At 47.7% G+C, this 17,249-nt stretch carries 17 protein-coding genes; all 17 read right to left on the bottom strand.

Going from position 1 to position 17,249, the window contains the following annotated elements; translation table 11 throughout:
- Positions 1-207: 207 nt before the first annotated feature.
- Complete coding sequence (locus tag WGC32_RS12065; protein WP_342682234.1) at positions 208-750, bottom strand: hypothetical protein; 543 nt, start codon at positions 748-750, stop codon at positions 208-210.
- A 15-nt stretch (positions 751-765) separates the two neighbouring features.
- A complete protein-coding gene (locus tag WGC32_RS12070) occupies positions 766-1,353 on the bottom strand; it encodes a hypothetical protein (RefSeq protein WP_342682235.1) in 588 nt (195 codons plus the stop codon).
- A gap of 3 nt (positions 1,354-1,356) precedes the next feature.
- Positions 1,357-1,620, bottom strand: a complete 264-nt coding sequence (locus WGC32_RS12075; protein WP_342682237.1) for a hypothetical protein — start codon at positions 1,618-1,620, stop codon at positions 1,357-1,359.
- A gap of 1 nt (position 1,621) precedes the next feature.
- Entirely contained in the window at positions 1,622-1,954 is a 333-nt protein-coding gene (locus WGC32_RS12080) for a hypothetical protein (RefSeq protein ID WP_342682239.1), read from the bottom strand.
- A gap of 15 nt (positions 1,955-1,969) precedes the next feature.
- Positions 1,970-2,302: a hypothetical protein gene (locus WGC32_RS12085; RefSeq protein WP_342682241.1), complete on the bottom strand. Its 333-nt coding sequence runs from the start codon at positions 2,300-2,302 to the stop codon at positions 1,970-1,972.
- Between the two features lie 124 nt (positions 2,303-2,426).
- Positions 2,427-2,564 carry a CD1375 family protein gene (locus tag WGC32_RS12090; protein ID WP_256192442.1) on the bottom strand — a complete coding sequence of 46 codons (138 nt, stop codon included), beginning with the start codon at positions 2,562-2,564 and terminating at the stop codon, positions 2,427-2,429.
- A gap of 44 nt (positions 2,565-2,608) precedes the next feature.
- Positions 2,609-2,752, bottom strand: a complete 144-nt coding sequence (locus tag WGC32_RS12095) for a CD1375 family protein (RefSeq protein ID WP_342682242.1) — start codon at positions 2,750-2,752, stop codon at positions 2,609-2,611.
- 12 nt (positions 2,753-2,764) lie between these two features.
- Positions 2,765-3,100 (bottom strand): hypothetical protein, encoded by a 336-nt coding sequence (locus WGC32_RS12100; protein ID WP_342682244.1) that lies wholly within the window; start codon positions 3,098-3,100, stop codon positions 2,765-2,767.
- Between the two features lie 275 nt (positions 3,101-3,375).
- Positions 3,376-3,918: an RNA-dependent RNA polymerase family protein gene (locus WGC32_RS12105; protein WP_342682246.1), complete on the bottom strand. Its 543-nt coding sequence runs from the start codon at positions 3,916-3,918 to the stop codon at positions 3,376-3,378.
- 203 nt (positions 3,919-4,121) lie between these two features.
- On the bottom strand, positions 4,122-5,966 hold the full coding sequence (locus tag WGC32_RS12110) for a hypothetical protein (protein ID WP_342682248.1): 1,845 nt from the start codon (positions 5,964-5,966) through the stop codon (positions 4,122-4,124).
- A 21-nt stretch (positions 5,967-5,987) separates the two neighbouring features.
- The gene (locus tag WGC32_RS12115; RefSeq protein ID WP_342682250.1) at positions 5,988-6,995 is read right to left on the bottom strand and encodes a hypothetical protein; all 1,008 of its coding nucleotides are present in this window, start codon (positions 6,993-6,995) and stop codon (positions 5,988-5,990) included.
- Positions 6,996-8,072, bottom strand: coding sequence for a siphovirus ReqiPepy6 Gp37-like family protein (locus WGC32_RS12120; protein WP_256192137.1), 1,077 nt, complete (start codon positions 8,070-8,072; stop codon positions 6,996-6,998).
- Positions 8,073-8,075: 3 nt separating this feature from the next.
- The gene (locus tag WGC32_RS12125) at positions 8,076-8,999 is read right to left on the bottom strand and encodes a phage distal tail protein (protein WP_256192136.1); all 924 of its coding nucleotides are present in this window, start codon (positions 8,997-8,999) and stop codon (positions 8,076-8,078) included.
- Complete coding sequence (locus WGC32_RS12130) at positions 8,996-15,598, bottom strand: tape measure protein (RefSeq protein WP_342682254.1); 6,603 nt, start codon at positions 15,596-15,598, stop codon at positions 8,996-8,998. The genes WGC32_RS12125 and WGC32_RS12130 overlap by 4 nt, the downstream gene beginning before the upstream one ends.
- Positions 15,595-15,972, bottom strand: a complete 378-nt coding sequence (locus WGC32_RS12135) for an HK97 gp10 family phage protein (protein WP_176833374.1) — start codon at positions 15,970-15,972, stop codon at positions 15,595-15,597. The genes WGC32_RS12130 and WGC32_RS12135 overlap by 4 nt, the downstream gene beginning before the upstream one ends.
- A 12-nt stretch (positions 15,973-15,984) precedes the next feature.
- A complete protein-coding gene (locus tag WGC32_RS12140; protein ID WP_256192134.1) occupies positions 15,985-16,932 on the bottom strand; it encodes an SPOR domain-containing protein in 948 nt (315 codons plus the stop codon).
- Positions 16,925-17,248 carry a hypothetical protein gene (locus WGC32_RS12145; RefSeq protein ID WP_256192133.1) on the bottom strand — a complete coding sequence of 108 codons (324 nt, stop codon included), beginning with the start codon at positions 17,246-17,248 and terminating at the stop codon, positions 16,925-16,927. Before WGC32_RS12145 ends, WGC32_RS12140 begins: the two co-directional genes overlap by 8 nt.
- Position 17,249 lies beyond the last annotated feature (1 nt).

Consider the following 17,249-nt stretch of genomic DNA (forward strand, 5'->3'; position numbering starts at 1 on the left):
TCACACGGACATACAAGCCCAAGGAGTGATTGGTCAGCCAGTTGCTCCTCTCATTGTAGCTTAGGCACGAGATGGAGGGAAAGCCGGACTGGCTGTCCGGCTTTCCTGTCCAAATTTATAATAGAAACAAAAACGCCCGGAAATACTGGGTTTTTCAGCCAAAATGCAGGTATAGTGTAGGAATAAACCGAGATGTATACACTTTTATTACGTCGTTTGACTGCCATAAACGACCTCTGTTTCAATGATCGAACCATCGTCTGAGAAGGTCTTTGTCTGTTTAGCCAACTGTACACCTTCCGCATCCATAAGGACGGAAACGCAAGTCTTCAATACCGTATTGAATGTCTTGACAAGTTTGCGCCCTAAATGATCGATGGTGGTTATAACAAGATAATCGTCCGAATAATTCTTTACCGTTCGTCCTAATTCGGTTCCATCTTCGTTGGTCAAAATGGTTGTACAGGTTTTAAAATTATTCGAAAAAGTCTTGGTTAATTTGAGGTTGCCTGCTTTATCGTTGCTTATAATGGTTCCATCATCCAGAAAATATTTATATCCGTCAGTTAAGCCGGAAGTAAGAATCCGATCTATTTCTTCCGTTTCACTTCCGCCTTTGAATTTTCCGGTTATAATAGAACCGTCTGCCTTATGAGCGGTGTAGCCCTCTAGCAAAGAATCTTCTGTTACGGTATCGGCAGTCAAATCGATAAGCGTTCGTCCTCCATAGATTACTTTATTAAAGGACATTGTTATCACCTCTCATTAGCCGATTGTCACAGTCATGCCTCCCTGTGGATTCTCAGTTTCTTCGTATGGAATTGCCAATACTGTAACCTGGGATAAGTAGTTGTATCCTTCATCTGGAAGAATTTCTTGCTGACTTGTAGAAGGGGTCACTGTTTTGGCCTGAGGGTTGGCACCTTCGGTTCCGCTCATAGAGCCTTCGACGCCGAGAATCGTCACACCTTCCCTAATGTTATTAGGAAGCAGCTTTGCTTGTTCGTCCGGGTGAATTTTCACTTTACCAGAACCATCATGGAAACCCTGAGGAACTGTGTATTCTCCATCTTTTACAGAAATCAATCCCTCAACAGCACCGTTGTTTTTCATAGCACCAGTAACCATTCGACCGCCAACGCCGGCTTTCTTACCTGACAGAATCTCAGCAGCGGTAGCAGTAGCATCTTGCGTATTCATATCATAATCGCAAGTACCATTTACAATATTACCATCTGCCCCGTGTGCCTTATATCCAGCAAGTAGCTTGTCAGCGGTAACAGTATCGCCAGTCAAGTCAATAAGGACTCTTCCACCGTATATAACTTTATTGATTGCTTTTGTGTTTGGCATAAACTACACTTCCTTTCCAATATAAGCGGTTTTCCCATTCGAATCGTTACTTGTTTCGAAATATGGAACTTTAGCGACTACAACATCTCTACTTAGTAATTTACTGGCAGTTTTGAGTACCTGCTCTGAGTTTGTTGAAGGAATTACTTCATACTCTCCCGAGTACACTTCATAATCTCCGCCAGTAGCTACTGATAATGTTCCAGATAAGGCAGACTCTCCAGAGATAGAACCGCTGATGGATTCGAACGGTTTAACTTCGCTCATCTTAATCTACCTCTTCTGTGATTTTTATCGTTGCCTTGGTAATAAATGTGTCTACTGTCCCATCTTCTTTAGTAAGTTGGATGTCATACACATATTTTCCAAAGTCGAAATCCTTCGTGTCTTCTGGGTTTAACGTCAGCCTCATCGTGTCGATTGGAATATCTTTGACCAATAGAGGAACTTGATCTTCGTATTTTGCTTTCATGGCAAACCTTACTTTGTCGCCAGAAGTAGGAACATAGGGGCTTCCGTCTTGCTGTGTAATTGAAACAACAGCCTTAAATGTATCGCCTCTTGTTAGTGTGATTGTAGTTCCTGATACGCTGTAACTCATATCATCACCTCCAGATCATGTTTCGTCTCCTCCTTGCGGTTGATAAGTTGATGTGTGAATGGGTAATTTATTCACCTCAATCATGACTTTCTGTGCGGAGCCATTTCCACCAAGTTTTTCATAGGGCTTATACAGATAATCACGCAAATTCTCATATTCATCTTGGCTAATCCAGCCGCGTTCAATGTATTTCATCCCGAGAAAAATAATTCGATCGTGAGCAAGACCGATTAGCATCTGAGATTTTACATCTTTATTCTCGTTTTTTCTCTGTATAAAGGCCCAAAAACCCGAAGAAGCTATAACTGCACATACAATTGTTACAACCATTTGAAGCCAAGGTTCCATTTTTCGCATCGTCCTCCTTATGAAAATGAGTAAAGAAGCCTACGGAAAATATCCCCTAAAGCTTCTTAAAAAGAAAAAGAATTGGGGCCCACAATTAAGCAGGCCCCGCTTCTTTCCGACGGGATTACTCTACAATCGCATTCCCGTTCTCGTCGAGGCCGATAGCCTCAAGGTCTGCCTTCACAGCAGCCTTCAGTTTGGCCGGAACCTGCTCAAAGGTCCTGCGGTCGTTGACGATCAGTGCAACATACAATGCTACCATTTTACTACCTCCTACAAATAGTTTTGTGAGTATATAGAACATGGTTAGACCTCCCCGGCAACAGGATCGCCGTTGACGTCATAACCCAGTTCCCTAAGTCTGGCTTCGACTTCGCCCTGAATTTTCTCCGGGACTTGGTCGAATGTTCTTCGCTTATTGATGATAAGCGTGCAGTAAAGACTAACCATTACCGGCACCTCCTACATTGACAAAAGCATTTCGTACAGATCGGCAATCGCCTCCATAACGGCGAGCTGATTATTGTCATTGTTTTCTTGTCCAACCATAAGGCTGACGATGTTCTCGGAATCGTTCTGACCCTTGATCGCATTTTGAGCCATGAGCATGTTGACATACTCGTTGAATTCCTGCGTAGTAATCTGGGCCTCCTGGTATGTCCAGTAAGTGACTTCTTCGTTTTGCTCAGTGGTTCGGACAATTTCGGAATAGTCTTTTCGCAGATAAACCGTGCCGTCGTTGATTTCAAGGGCGGACGGCTTGACCGTGCTCTCGGCATATCGGTAGTCTAGCTCCATACGCCTTATCCTCCTTTCGAGCTGTAAGGTTTGACAAGCTTTAGGTACACTCTTCGGTCATCGTATCTGTCATGCTGCGAGATTTTGCGTTTCAGTTGCTTAAAGCTGATATATGATTTAATCCATTTTAGATACATCTTATAAGTATCCGTGCAGTCAATCCAGCCGAGATACGATAACATCTGACGGGCATCGTGTATTGTTGGCTTCTCTTTTCGGAAAAGTTTTCTAGCTTTTCTCGTGGCTTTGTACATGATGGTTTTACGAAGTATCGTTCAGTTCCTGAAGAATCGAAATCCCATGAAGTCAAGGTCGCGCCCCTTGCCGTTCCCATATGAGAACCGAAAAACCTGCCAGTTGTCTTTTAGTGAAAGCCCAAGCTCATTTTCGAGATAATCGGAAATTGCTTGTCTTGTCCGGTGCAAAACCTTCTTGTTACTGCCGAAGATAACCATATCGTCCATGTAGCGCATATAGTGCACGGCTCCCCACCGTTCTTTGATATAGTGGTCGAGGCCCTTGCAAAACATTGGTTTCAAAGCATTCACAACGTTGTGCTGAACAATCAACTCTTCCATTGTGGGAACAATGATAACCCTCTCTTTGCGCGTAATGCCATCATAAATATAAACCGGCACATGCTCGGCGTTCTCATAGTTGTTAATCCAGTCGTAGAATAAAGCAACCAGAGCATCGTCAGACAGGTGCCGGCTTTTTATGATTTTTCGCATTCGCTTGCTGTGTTTTGCAAGGCTAAGGGAGATCCTTCGGTTTTCTTCGGATATGCAGTTCTCATACAAGTGGTTATAGGATTTCATATATTCTCTCTTATCCTCTCATCCGCGTTCGACATATTCGAATTGGACGTCGTATTGTTCAGATAAACGCAGAACGGACCGCAACGAAGGTCACCGTTCCAGTTGCCGCCGACAATCGCAGCTTTTCGCAGTACATACCCATTTTTTAATATTTGTTTTTTCCGGCGAACCTAAGGTTCTCCAGACCTCTCCTCTTCAGACGGCTATGCCGTCGCAAGTGGTTTACAAGAGAGAGCCGCGCCATAGGACGAGTCCGAATGGGACGATGTAAGATTCAGATAAACGCAGAACGGACCGCAGTGAAGGGCCATGCCCCAGGCGCCGCCGACAAACGCATACATTGTGCCGGAATTGCTATACCACAATCCATCGGCTTCATATGTGCTGCTTGAACCATTTGACGTAATGGGAATTCGTCCATACACTTCAGTTTTCATAGTGTTGATATATCCAGCGAAAGTTCCGGAAGGCGTAGCGCCGGTTACGGAAATATAACCGTTGCCATCCATGTTGTAATCTGTGGCTGTACTACCGTCGTGAGTACCTCGAGTAAGTTTAACCTTTTGTGTACCTTTCACGTTCATCCAGCCGGCAATGCGTCTCCATAGATTGCCCCATAGATGCTCCATGCCGAATACTTTCACGCCATCTGTACCATTGTTGGAACCCCAGAACATGCCTCTGCTGTTCATGGTACCGGTGTTCACAGCCGAATTGGTATCGCATCTGCCTTTTCCATACACGGTCTGGCCGTCGGTGCTCTTGCCCATCATGACTAGCAAATCCTGAATCAGCAGCCTGTCCGCAAGAACTTCGGTGTACCAGTCGCTTCCGTTGGCCTTCGCGTAGTTGATTTCAGTCGTGGCATTTTGGCTTACCATGTTGGCCCACCCGCTGATGGAGCGGAGCTTGCTCGACACATTAGAACCGAAATAAATCGGGGTGTAGAAGTGATCGATTTGGTTGTTAAGCCTGTCGTAGTTGCTCCAGCATTCCCAACTCTCATCCTGCGGGGTGTCCGAGCAGCGGAAATGGTATACGCCGCCCTCTTCCCATCGTTTGGTGTAGATCTTCGGCCATTCCATCATAGCGTTGCCGCCAAAGTAGATATCAGCAACCTTGGAAGCCCCGCCTTCCGCCTTCTGCGTGTAGTCGTTTGGATTCAGATAATGGTCCACAACGCCGGCGTAAGTCAGCATACACGGACGTGGCATAAATTTCTCGCCAGGGGCAAAGTTCCAGTCTCCATAGCTGAAACTACCGCCGAAATTCATCTTGGCCGGCGTGAAATCCGCATTGTCAACATCGTCAGGATAAGAAACACGTCCGCTCGGGCTGCTGGTAGACTTGACAAGATCGTAACCAAACAGATAATCTCGCTTTTTCGGGGTTACGCTAGTGCGGTTGGCTTCGCTCCTGTTATAGGCTCCGGTGCTGGTGTAGGGGAACGCTGAATAATAGTAGGTGGTTCCGACTGTCACATTAGTATCCGTATATACGGTGTCTGTCATAATTGTCGTAAGCTCATCACCGTCGGTTTCGCTTGTCGGATAACCAGTCGTGCTCTTTCGGATTACAGCACCGGCAACGCCGTCCGGAAGCTTGGCAGTAATTTCTACTTTCACCGTATCGGAAGAGGAAACATATACCGACTTCGCGGAAAACTCCTCCATCGGCTCCGGCTCATTCACCACAACGCGGTTCGCCTTATTTCGGTTGTAGACGCCCTGTGTGGTAAACGGGAACGCTGCATAGTAATAAGTGCCTGTTGCAGATGTTGCGCTGTCCACAAAAGTCGTAGAGGTCTTAATAACGGCAACCTCTTCTCCGTCGAATTCGTCCTTAGGATAATCCGTTGTCTTTCTTCGGATAACGGCCCCCTCTACGGTGCAAAGCGTTTGCCCGTTGATAACCGTGTCGGCAGGAAGCTGCGCTGTAATTTTGACATGCTCGCCTTCAATAACCGCAGTAAAGTTCTGCATATTGGAAGGCTCGATGCCGCCGAAGAAATGTCTGTTTTTCCCAAAGATCAGATCTTCTTCTGCCATTTTGAATTTTCTCCTTTCACGTTAAGAATACGTGACGACAGTGCTGATTAAACTGCCGTCGGCGTTAAAAGTTTTCACGGCTCTCGCCACTTCCGCGCCGGCAGCGCTTTTCAGCACGCTCGTCATAATGAGGAATCCGTTCGTAAACGTCTTAGTCAGGATTCGTCCATCGCTGGCGGTAGAGGTAATGACCGTTCCGTCTTCCGAAAACTCTTTTGTTCCGTCTTCAAACCCGACCAGAAGAATCCGCTTGATCTCGTCCTTGTTGATCTGGTTTTGAAGATTTCCGGCAGCGTCCTCTCCCAACTGGTCTTTCATCTGGTTGTACCATGCCAGGAAATCAGCCTGTTCAGTGGCAACCCATTGGTCGAGCAGGGTTTGTTCCGCCTGTAAATCCGCCTTCATCTGATCGAACCATTCGGTAAAGTCGGATTCCTCGCTGGCAATCCACTGGTCCACCTCGTCCTGCCTTGCGTCGACAAATTGGTCAAGCTCGCTCTGCCACTGGCCCAGAAGCTCGTCAAGGCTGATGGTTTGCAGCATAGCTGTGACAAATGGGGTAGATTCCGTACCAACCATATTTGTGATATCGGCCTGCGTAATCGCGGAGCTTCCGAATTTTCTGTAAATATAACAGAGCGGATACTGATGCACAGTGCCCTCGTTTGTAAGAGTCGGATTAGATGGAGCGCTGGACGGCGTCCCTTTCACAAACTTGATGCTGTTTGCCCGAACAGATTCCGTAGCGTCCACCTCAAGCACAACTGCGTCGATTCTGTCCAAAAGGACTTCGGCTTCCGGGGCTTCCAGCGGAAGAATAGAATCGTTCAAAGTCCATGTGTGGTTAAACCAAGCTTTGCCGATTCCAACATTGACGGTAATTCCCGTCGTTGCTTTTACTGCGAAAGCCGTCCCGATGGAAGCGAACACACCATCGATAATCAAACCGTCAAACAGGCTCGATACCTGCTCGGCGTTATACTTGCGGTCGCCGTTTAGCGAGTTGTAAAACCCATAAGTTACGCTCATTTAGCTCGTTCCCTCCTTTTCTGAAATAGTCTTAAAAGTAGGGTAGATGGATTGCTCGTCTTTGCTTCTTGAGATAATCAGCTCCGAAATATAAGCAGATCCTTCGTTCCCATATTCATTGGCAATCTGGACAATATCGCCAATAAAAAAGTCTTCGCCATACTTAAACAGCCTTGTGACCTCGACTTCCCCCTCAAAGGCTGTAACTCTGTCGTGGTCGGCAAGGTTCTTTTCGCCTTTGGCGGTAAGCTGAGCAATATATTCATTTTCCGGCAACTGCCCGTCTTCAGTGTCAGACGAAATATCTCGGGCGTCTGTAAACAATTCGCGCCTGTCCAAACCGGAACCAGACCCTACAACAGTTGTTTTTCTTGACGCTCCTTCGCCTTCCCCGGCGACAAGCGTTACATTTTTTAAGTTGGCCTTGGATGAATAATAGTTGCTGTTGATGATGTTTTCAAAATTCGGAGAGAACACCACATACGGGTTTTCCGTCTGGTCATACGAACGATCTGCGCCAGCATACAGGCTGAATTCGAACTTATTGTCATCGGTCAGAATAATCTTGAACCCGATGTTGTTCTCTTCACACAACCCCTTGATAACGGTATACAGGTCGTCGCCCGTATACTGGTTGTCAATCGTCAGTCCGGTTACTTTGCTGTCTGTGGAAGCCTTGAATGTAAAATTCGGAATCTTTCGGTCCGCAATTGACGGCGAAATGATGTTCTCATTCAGCATCGTCTGGATCGCATTTTGAAAATTTCCGCTGAAAATTCGCTGCCCCCAAATAATGCGACGTTCAAGAATGGATTCCAACGACCGGCCCGTCACGATTAGATGATTGCCGTCTTCAGTGTCGGAATCAATCTTGATTTCCTCTATAATCATGCAGTGTTCCGACTCTTTCAGCCAAAGATAGTTGTCTTCTTTCAGATATTCGAGAAGACCCGTATCCATGGCAAAGAAGATTTCGAAATCACCGTATGCGTTATACCGATCCGTCCAAATCAGAGATTCATAAGTATCCACGACGGCGATAGACTCAAACGTAGTATTTAATACCAGTAGTTCCATGTCTTACACCCCTTCATAGATTACTTTGTTCTCGACTCGGAATTGGAGATTTGTAACGCCGCTATCTGCGGTAAAAGCAAAGATGTTGTCTCCTTTTGCCAGCGTGAACCAGTCTGTGTTTTTGTCCAGACAGTTCAGGATGTTGTAGGAGACGCCTTCCCGAATCAGAGTGATGCTTTTCTCACCCTTTGCGGTATTGATTACAATATCGTCGCTTGCTACAATCCCTTTCCCCGTCAGCGATGAAATCTTTTCGGTGTTGATTCTCATCACTTCACGAGTCTCGGTGTTATAGATATTGATATTGGTCGCTGGTCCGATAGCGTGGATGTAAATCATCACGCCAATCTCGGAATCGCCGTGATAGGTGATAACGCCCTCCGTCTTTATTTGAATCTCGCCGAAAACCAGCAGCGGCTCGTCCAGGGATTCATTTGAAAACGGGAACTCAAACATCGGGTCGATACTGTAAAAGTTGGTTACGTTGTTCCCATCTTCTCCGGCCGAATAAAAATAAGGGTCGGGGCAAATAATGGAAATTTGCGTGCCTTCCTGAGAGCTGAATATGTTCGGTTCATTCGACTCCACATAGCCGGTTGTCTTCACATATCGGTTGTCCGTCTCGATGGTGAGCTCCACACTTTTCTTCAGAGGGAAATACTTGTAGGATTTTTGCCTCAGGTCTTCGATGCTTTCCCCGTAAACCGTGTTGATAAACACCATGTCGAGCACGATGTTCCTTTGGCTCAGCCTTGCGGAATTAAACAGAGAGCCGTCGTTGGTCGAAACTTCCGTCGTGTTCACGTTGGCTTTTGCCGGGCCAAGACCGGTTATAGACTTGATGAGGAAGCCCGAAACATCAGGCTTCCCCAGCTCAAGCTTGATTCTGTCACCTAAATAATTGGTGACAACAATCGAATAAATCATGTTTCCACCAATCCTTTCAAAGCGGAGAACTGATTCTTCGTCTGGCGATAGATATCGATTCTCGACAGTGCTTTAGGTGAATAGTTGTTTTGTACAAAGGAATAGGAATTTCCAACAGATGGCGTGCCATCTCCATTTTGAATTTCCCCGGTTGTTTCCCGGTTCATCGAAGAACTGATCTTCATCGCCTGGCTTCTGCTCAGGATAGCGGTAAGCCGGCCGGCGCCGGAACGTACTTCGGAAAGATCCAAAACAGGACGAATTGTAGGTTGAACCTCCATTTCGCCGTCGACAAATTCTCTGATTTTGGAAATTGCGTTGCTCAAACCGTTTTTAGCGGCTGCCGCCATATTGGTGCCGGCTTTGTAAGATTTATCGGCATAGTCCGAAATTGCATTGACAAAGGCAAGGCCGAAGAAATCACCGATTCGATAACCCACCTTGGAAGGTGAGTCTTCGTCCAGTTCTCTCTCGGCTGCTCTCGCCGCTGCCGCTGCCATAGCCCGCGCTCTTGCTTCCGCCAAATAGGTGTTTGCGGTGATACCGTCGGCAAATCCTTCCACAAGATATTTACCGGCATTATAGAAATCCGTATACTTGTTTCGAATCGCTGTAAGACATCCGCTGACAATTTGGACGAAAGTATCCCTTGCCGTTTGGTCCTTAGAACGGATTCCGGCAATAAGGTTGGTCATAACGGCTTGACCCACGGTGTTGAACTCATAGAATTTGTTTCGAAGAGTGGTCAGGCATCCGTTAATCATGGTCAAGAAAGTGTTTCTGGCCAGGCTGTCTTTCCCACGAATACCAGTGATGAAATTCGTCATCATTGTGCTGCCGATAGTCGTAAACTGGTATTGCTGGCTTGTAAGCGAAGAAATGACGCTGTTCACCATAGTGGTAAAGGTTGAAACAACCGCCGACTTCTGTGCGTTAGCGGCATTGATAAAGGTTGTAAGCATTGATGTCGCAGCGGCGCTCACTCTGGAACTGGCATTATTGAAAGCATTTATAAAGCCTTCAATACCGGAGTTGCCAAGACTCGTTAAATCCTGAGCAAAGCGAGACATCCCGCTTGTATCTACGCTTGTAATGCCGTTCGCCAAGTCCACAAGATTACGGAACTGCATGACAACACCGCTAAGCTTTGCAACATCCACGATGCTGACGCTTGCGTAATAAGCCGCGAAAGACTGACCGAAGGAGACAAGTTTTTCACCAAAAGAGGCAATATCGTTATCTCCCGTAAACCAACTGACAATGCCGCCGCTGTTCGGAAGATTGTTGGACAGCTCTACCAGAGCTTTCGCCGCATTTGCAGAATTTACCACCACGTTGGCGTCCAGCCCTGTAACGGCAATGGAATATTGCTTCATGGCTTCTCCGAACGGCACCAGTTTCTCTCCAAACATATCAAGGTCGTTTTCGCCTGTGAAGAACGCAACGAGACCTCCGCTATTCGGTACGGTATTCGCCAGCTCCATAAGAGCTTTACCAGCAGTAACGGAATTGACAACCACATCCGCGTTCAGTCCGGTAACGGCTATTGAAAATTCTTTCATCGCTTCACCAAACGGGACGAGCTGTTCGCCGAAAGCATCCATGTCGTTTTCACCGGCGAAGAAGCCGACGACGCCTCCGCTGTTCGGTATCGTAGACGCCATCTCAGCCATAGCTTTTCCGGCATTTGCGGCTTCCGTAACCACGCTGGCGTCCAAGCCTGCAACCGAGTCAGCAAAAGCTTTCATTGCTTCGCCGAAGGGTACAAGCTGGTCTCCAAACGCGCCCATATCGTTTTCACCGGCAAAGAAACCTACAACGCCTCCACTGTTGGGAAGCGTAGCGGCCATTTCCGCCAGTGTTTTGCCTGCAACCGCCGCATTAGCCACAACTTCTCCGTCAATTCCGGATATCTCATCCGAAAATTGCTTCATAGCTGTGCCGAAAGGAACAAGTTCCTCCGCAAACCCAGTAAGCGAAGACCCACCTGTAAACCAGGAAGTCAGCCCCTCCAGAATATTCGCAGCAGTCAGGATAAGAATCGTTTCGGCCAGGGCTTTTACACCGTCCATCATCGACGGGTCAATAGCGGAAGCGCCCTGAATAAACGGCTGAATATTTGTCATGAATCCGGACAAATCAGTAGCGATTTGCGGGAACTGGCTGGAAACACCGCTCATAAAGCCGCCTACAATACCACCGATAAATTTGCCAATGGCAGTACCGACGCCTTGCAGTAAATTACCGCCCTCATTGATGAGCCACTGCAAACCGGGAATTTGAGCCAACGCGCCGACTGCGGCAAGAACCAACGCCAGTTCTGCGATAACCAACCCCATTCCAAGAACGCCAACCATGGCTCCGGGAACAAGAGCTGCAACAGCGCTAAGAGCCGCCATAATAGCAGCCAGAAGACCGATTCCGACAATCCCTTGAAGCAGGGTTGCGGTATCAATCCCCTTCAAAGCATCAACAATACCGGCAAAGAACGCCATAAGCACGTCGATGGCCGCCTGAATAAGACCGGGCAGATTACGGGCAATTCCTTCAAGCACTCCGATGAGGAATTGGAACAGGGAGTCTACAATCTGCGGAGTATATTGGACCAACGCCTCAAGAACACCTGCAATAAGCTTTAACGCCCCATCTGCAATAGCAGGAACACACTCGATAAGCACGTCCACAAGGGTTAGAACGACTTCTTTCACTGCGTTCCCGATTTCACCTGCGCTGTTGGCAATCACTTTGCAGAACTCAACAATGGCTTCGCCGATTTTTGCAACGATAGCCGGAATAAGATCCGCAATGCCTGTGATGATAACGGTTAGAGACGCCACTACAGCGGTCGCTCCGGCTGTTCCTGCCGCTGCCAGTGCAGTAAAGCCTACAGCGATTGCGGACAAGCCGGTTCCGGCAGCTAAAAGTCCTGCGCCAAGCCCCAAAACGGCAACACCAATCAGGGCCATAGCGCCGCTCAAACCAAGAATAGTGGGAACCAACGGCGTGAGAACTGCTCCCGCAACACCAATAACGGTGAAAGCACCGGCCAGAGATACCAGGCCCTTAACAATAGCAGTCCAACTCATAGCGCCGAGAATGCTGAGAACAGGGGTGAGAATGGCCAACGCGGATGCGGCCACCAACATAGCGGCAGATCCGGACAAGGTTCCGGTCATAGCTCTCAAACCAACGGCCATAATCCCGAGAGAACCACCAAGAGCGACAAGCCCTTTTGCAATTTCGTTCCATTCCATACCACCCATATTCTCAAGAGCCGAAGCCATAATAAGAAGAGCAGTAGAAACAGCAATAAGACCGGTTCCAATCGCAATCATATTCTTAGGCATGAAATTGACGGCAATCGTAACGGTTGCCAAAGCTCCCGCCATTCCAACAAGACCAACGGCGAGTTCGCTCCAGTTCATAGCGGAAAAGTCTTTTACCGCTGCCGCGAGGATTTTCATAGCGGCTCCAATGCCGATCAAAGCCGCACTGGTTGCTATAACATGCTGCGCATTCCCTGTAAGACGGGTAAACGCCACAATTTCCGCCAGGACAATACCGATTGAAGTGAGCCCTCGCCCGATTTCGCCCCAGTTCATTTGTGCAAAGTCTTCGCAGGCGGACGCGAGAATTTTAATTGCTCCGGACAATATCACAATTCCGGTGGCAGTTGTAACGGATTGGCCACTAAATTTCGCTGTGTTCATAAACAACGATACTTCCGCAAGCAGCACGCCGACGCCGACAAGTCCTTTGGCAAGTCCTTCCCAGTCAAGTGCGGATAAGTCTTCGCACGCAGAAGCCAGAACCTTAATTGCTGCGGCAAATATAACCATCTGGGACGCACCCTTTATAATAGTGGGGCCGCCTTTGCTAAGCGATTTTGCGGCAACAATCATCGTGGCGGTTAAACCGGCAACACCGGTAAGTCCCGTCGCGAGTTGTTTAGCGTCCAAATCTCCAAGTTTCTTCAAAGCGCTCGCCAAAATCAACACAGAAGTGGAAATCGCCAGCATCGCGGTCGTGCTTCTTATAACGCCGCTTGCCATGCCGCTGATTTTATTGAAAATCGCCATGGAAGCCATCAAATCAGCAAACAGAACAGTAATGGCGCCGAGAGCAGCGCTTAATTTTGCGCTGTCGATAAGAGAAAGTGCCACCAACGACGCTACCAGAATCGCAATGGCAGACGCAATTTTCAGCAAGGTACCAGCCTGTAACTGAGACTGGTATGCCTCGAAACATCCTCTTACGCTGTCCAGAATACCGATGAAAGATTCCTTGATGCTTCCGATGGAATCGAGCTGTTCTTTGATAGCGCCTACAAATTTGGTAATACCGACCGCAATCGCGCCGAAAGAGATTCCGTTGAGAAGGTCGATAACGCCGCTGAAGTCAGCGTTTCCGATGCTGTCAATCAGCGAAGAACCGACTTTCCCCATCGCATCAGCGATGCCCCCGGCAATTGCTTTGACCGCGTCCCATATCGCCTGAAGTAGCTGCATAAACTGGCAGTTAGCGAGGGCGTTCCCCATTGCCTCAAACGCTGAGGAAACGCTGCTCTTCATACCGCCGGCTGCGTCGCCAATCTGGGATATCCTTGCGTGCAGTCTCTCAAGAAGGGAATGTAACAATTCAAATCCCGGGAAAGCGATTTTTTCAGCTACAACCTTTACGAAATCACGAATCGCGGTGGCAACCGTTTTGATGACGCTCACGATTGTTCCGAGAACTTTGTTGAACACGTCGCCCTGCTTGATGAATTCGTCCAGCTTAACGAGCCAGTCACCAAAAGTACCGGTCACGCCGAGTATTCCGGCGCCAAGATCGCCAACACCGCCAAGAAGCGAACCAACAGCGTTAAACACGGCTGTCACAGCCTGTTTGATAATATCAAGAACAGCAAATAAGCCTTTAAAAGTACGCTTTAAATTCTCAGAAGTCGTTTCGCTGAGTTTCATTCTTTCCGTGAGATTTCTCAACGCTTCTGTAAAAGCGTATAGCTGTTCGGAAGTCATAGGCGGGAAGATGTCTCGGAATGCCTCCTTAATAGGGGCAATAACGCTCATCAACCCTTTAGCGGCATTCCAAATCGACTGAATCAGGTTCTCTCGGCCGGACGGTTTAAGAATCTTTTCCGTAAACTCATCCATGGAAACGGAGCCGTTTTTGAGCCCCTCGTCCAGTTTTTCGATTTGCTCCACCATCTCCGAGGTATAACCGGCGGCTTTACGCTCTTCCTGAGACATGCCGGTCATTTTATCTCTAAGGTTATGGACGGCATCCGAAAGGGTATCGGAAGATATAACTCCTTCCTGCAACCCTTTTTTAAGAGCGTCGCTGAAATTATCCGAATCTGCGACCATCTTGTCGAAGGCGTCACCGCTTTTTCTGGCAACCTCTTGAATAGATTCGATATAGCCGGCTTCATCGGCAATGCCCTGGTTCAGCAACTGTTTCCATCCGGAACTGAGACCGCCGCTGAGCAGATCGTTTCTTGCTTGGGCAGCCTCGCCAATCACGTTGCCGATGGTTTCGGATACTTCGCTAAGCAGGTCTTTTGCTTCCTCAAAGTCACCAATCAAAATTTCCCAAGTTGCCGTCCATCCGGATTGAGCACTTTCCTTCAAAGTATCCCACAACTGAGTGAAGGTCTTGACCTTAGTTGCGGCTTCCTCTGCGGTTTTCGCCATCTGAGCAATTTCTTTGGCCTGAGACTCCGAGAAACCCTGTTGAATCAGATCCGCTTCGCTGTAAGCACCGGCGAACTGTTTCAACGTTTCAGTGAGAACCTCAGTTGTCAGCCACTCACCTTTGGTAAGGGACTCTCTAAACGAGCCGTACATGTTGATGGCGTTTTTTGCTCCGGTGCCGAGCAGTTCAGAAGTCCTGACAAGCGCGTCCTGGAACACCTTACCGCCCATACCGGCATTAACAACAGAGTTCCAGTCCATAAGCGAAACCTTACCGGCTGCCAACGCCTGGGAAAGCTGATACATTGCCGTAGAAGCTTGCTGAGAGGTTGAACCCGAAACAGCGGCCAGGTTAGCGATACCCTTAATAGAATCAACGGTAGTTTGAAGATTTACACCGGCTGCGGTAAACGTACCGATATTTCTGGTCATTTCAGTAAAGTTGTAAATCGTCTTGTCCGCATAGGTATTCAGTTCATCCAGCGCCCTGTTTACTTGCTGAAGGTTTGTTCCTTCATGCTGAGTATTGGCAAGGATAGTTTGCACCGCACCAATTTGCGTTTCGTATTCCTGAAAACCGGTTTTAATCGGATCTATCGTAAGCGCCGAAACAATCCTTTTTCCCGCGTTCAAAGCGGAATTGGTGATATTGGCAAGGGCTGTTACCGCCATGACTTCCAAAGCTGAAAACTTCAGACGCACAGACTCCACAGCATTCGCAAGGCCGTTCATATTTACCTTTTTGGAAGCGCTGTCTATTTCATCGAAACCCTTTGCAGCGCCGGATAAATTCAAGCTCTTCTTCAATCTATCCAAAGTGGAAAGGCTGGTCTGAACATTACTTTCGAATTGCTTGTTGTCAAATCGCATTTCTACGACTCTTTCGTCAATCGTAGTGCTCATAGCTTAGTAACCCCCTTCCATGCTTGTTCTGCAATTTTGTCAAAAATAGGCTGGATAGCAGGATTGATGTAATCTCGACCCTGTACCCAGCCACCGTTGCGGGTCCCGTGACCATACTGAAGAATAATGGCTATCGGAACCCCATTTTGAACATTTGAGTTGTAAAACGTAATCTTTGCCGTTCCGTTTCGGTTTTCAATCTTGTAATACCAAGAATTGGCCGTTTGCCCGCTATCGATAGGCGTTGCAGAAGCAAGGGCGGCGACCCCTTCTCGACCATACTTGTCAAGATCCCCGATTCGGACGGCCTCTTTCGCTCTCTCCAAAAACCGAGTTGTTCTGGAGAAGTCGCCCTTGTGTCTGAACCTTATCATTGAATCATCCTTTTACAGAAGTTCGTTTACTCTTTTCTGGACAGCGTTGTAATCGTAGCCGGCTGCCTGCAAACGGTTCTTACGATCCTGCCCGTTTCCCCACAAACCCTGAATCACTTCTCTGGCAAGCTCATCAACGCTCTTTTTAGCAGTGGAAGAAACAGCCGTTCCGCTCTTAGTAGTGATATAAGTATCGAAGCCCGCAGCTTTCAGCTTGGCGGCCATAGCGTCCGCGTTTGCCTTGTTGCTGTAGGCTCCTACCTGAATCTTATAAAGATTGTCGACTTTGACCATGTAAGTATCGAAGCCAGCCGCCTTCACTTTGGACAACATAGCGTCCGCGTTTGCCTTGTTACTGAATGCTCCTGTCTGGACGCGGTATAAAACATTACCGCCGGCAGTTCCAGGATTGCTGGCCGAACTTCCTCCCAATTTTGCAGTAACCTTGGAAGCCAAATCGCCCATGCGGGAATACATCCAATCGCCAGGACAGCTCTTGTTTGCGAACCAACGATGGACAGTTAGAACCATTTCGTCAGCGGCAGGATTGTAATTAAGCGTCTTTGTCTTATCACCAAGCCACAGGAGCTTCTTTTTACCGTTGCGTTTGCAAATATCCACGCAAAGCTCAATGAGCTTGTTATAGACAACATCCTTAAATGCATAAGGATGGGTGGTATCGCTCGCGCATTCGATTGTTACGGCACGCTGGTCGTTTTCGTTTGAAGAAGAACACCAGGAACGGTTTTTCTCTTCCACATACATACCGACTCTTCCGTCTACGCCAATACCGTACTGGCAGGATGCCTGCCGGGAGGTCGGAGCAAAAATATTGCCCAGTGTTTCGACTGAGCACTGCCCGACAACACAGTGGGGCGTAATACGGTCAATTGCATGGGTTCTCTGCCCAGAATGATTGGGACTTAATTTGGTATAGGACACCAATGGACTGTTACTCATGAGTTGTATCCTCCTTTGTGTCTCGGATTTGCTGAATCATCTGAATAACCTTGTCATACCCTACGGTAGAGGTAAGGAAGCTCAGATACATAAGAATACAAACTTCGACACCGACTTTTAGCGTAAAAGCAACATCATTCATGATGAGATAAATAACGCATACAGCGCACGACATCAGAACGGCCACCACAGCAGCAAGAACGTTAGACGAATACTTAATGGTAGTCTCGTTCAAAAGCTTCTTGATTCCCTCAACGGTAAGGTTTGTTACCAGGGACACAATCAAAAGAGCCGTTGTCATAAAATAAATAGGCATT

Source organism: Zongyangia acetica, assembly GCF_038739695.1.
Lineage (GTDB): Bacteria > Bacillota > Clostridia > Oscillospirales > Ruminococcaceae > Zongyangia > Zongyangia gallinarum.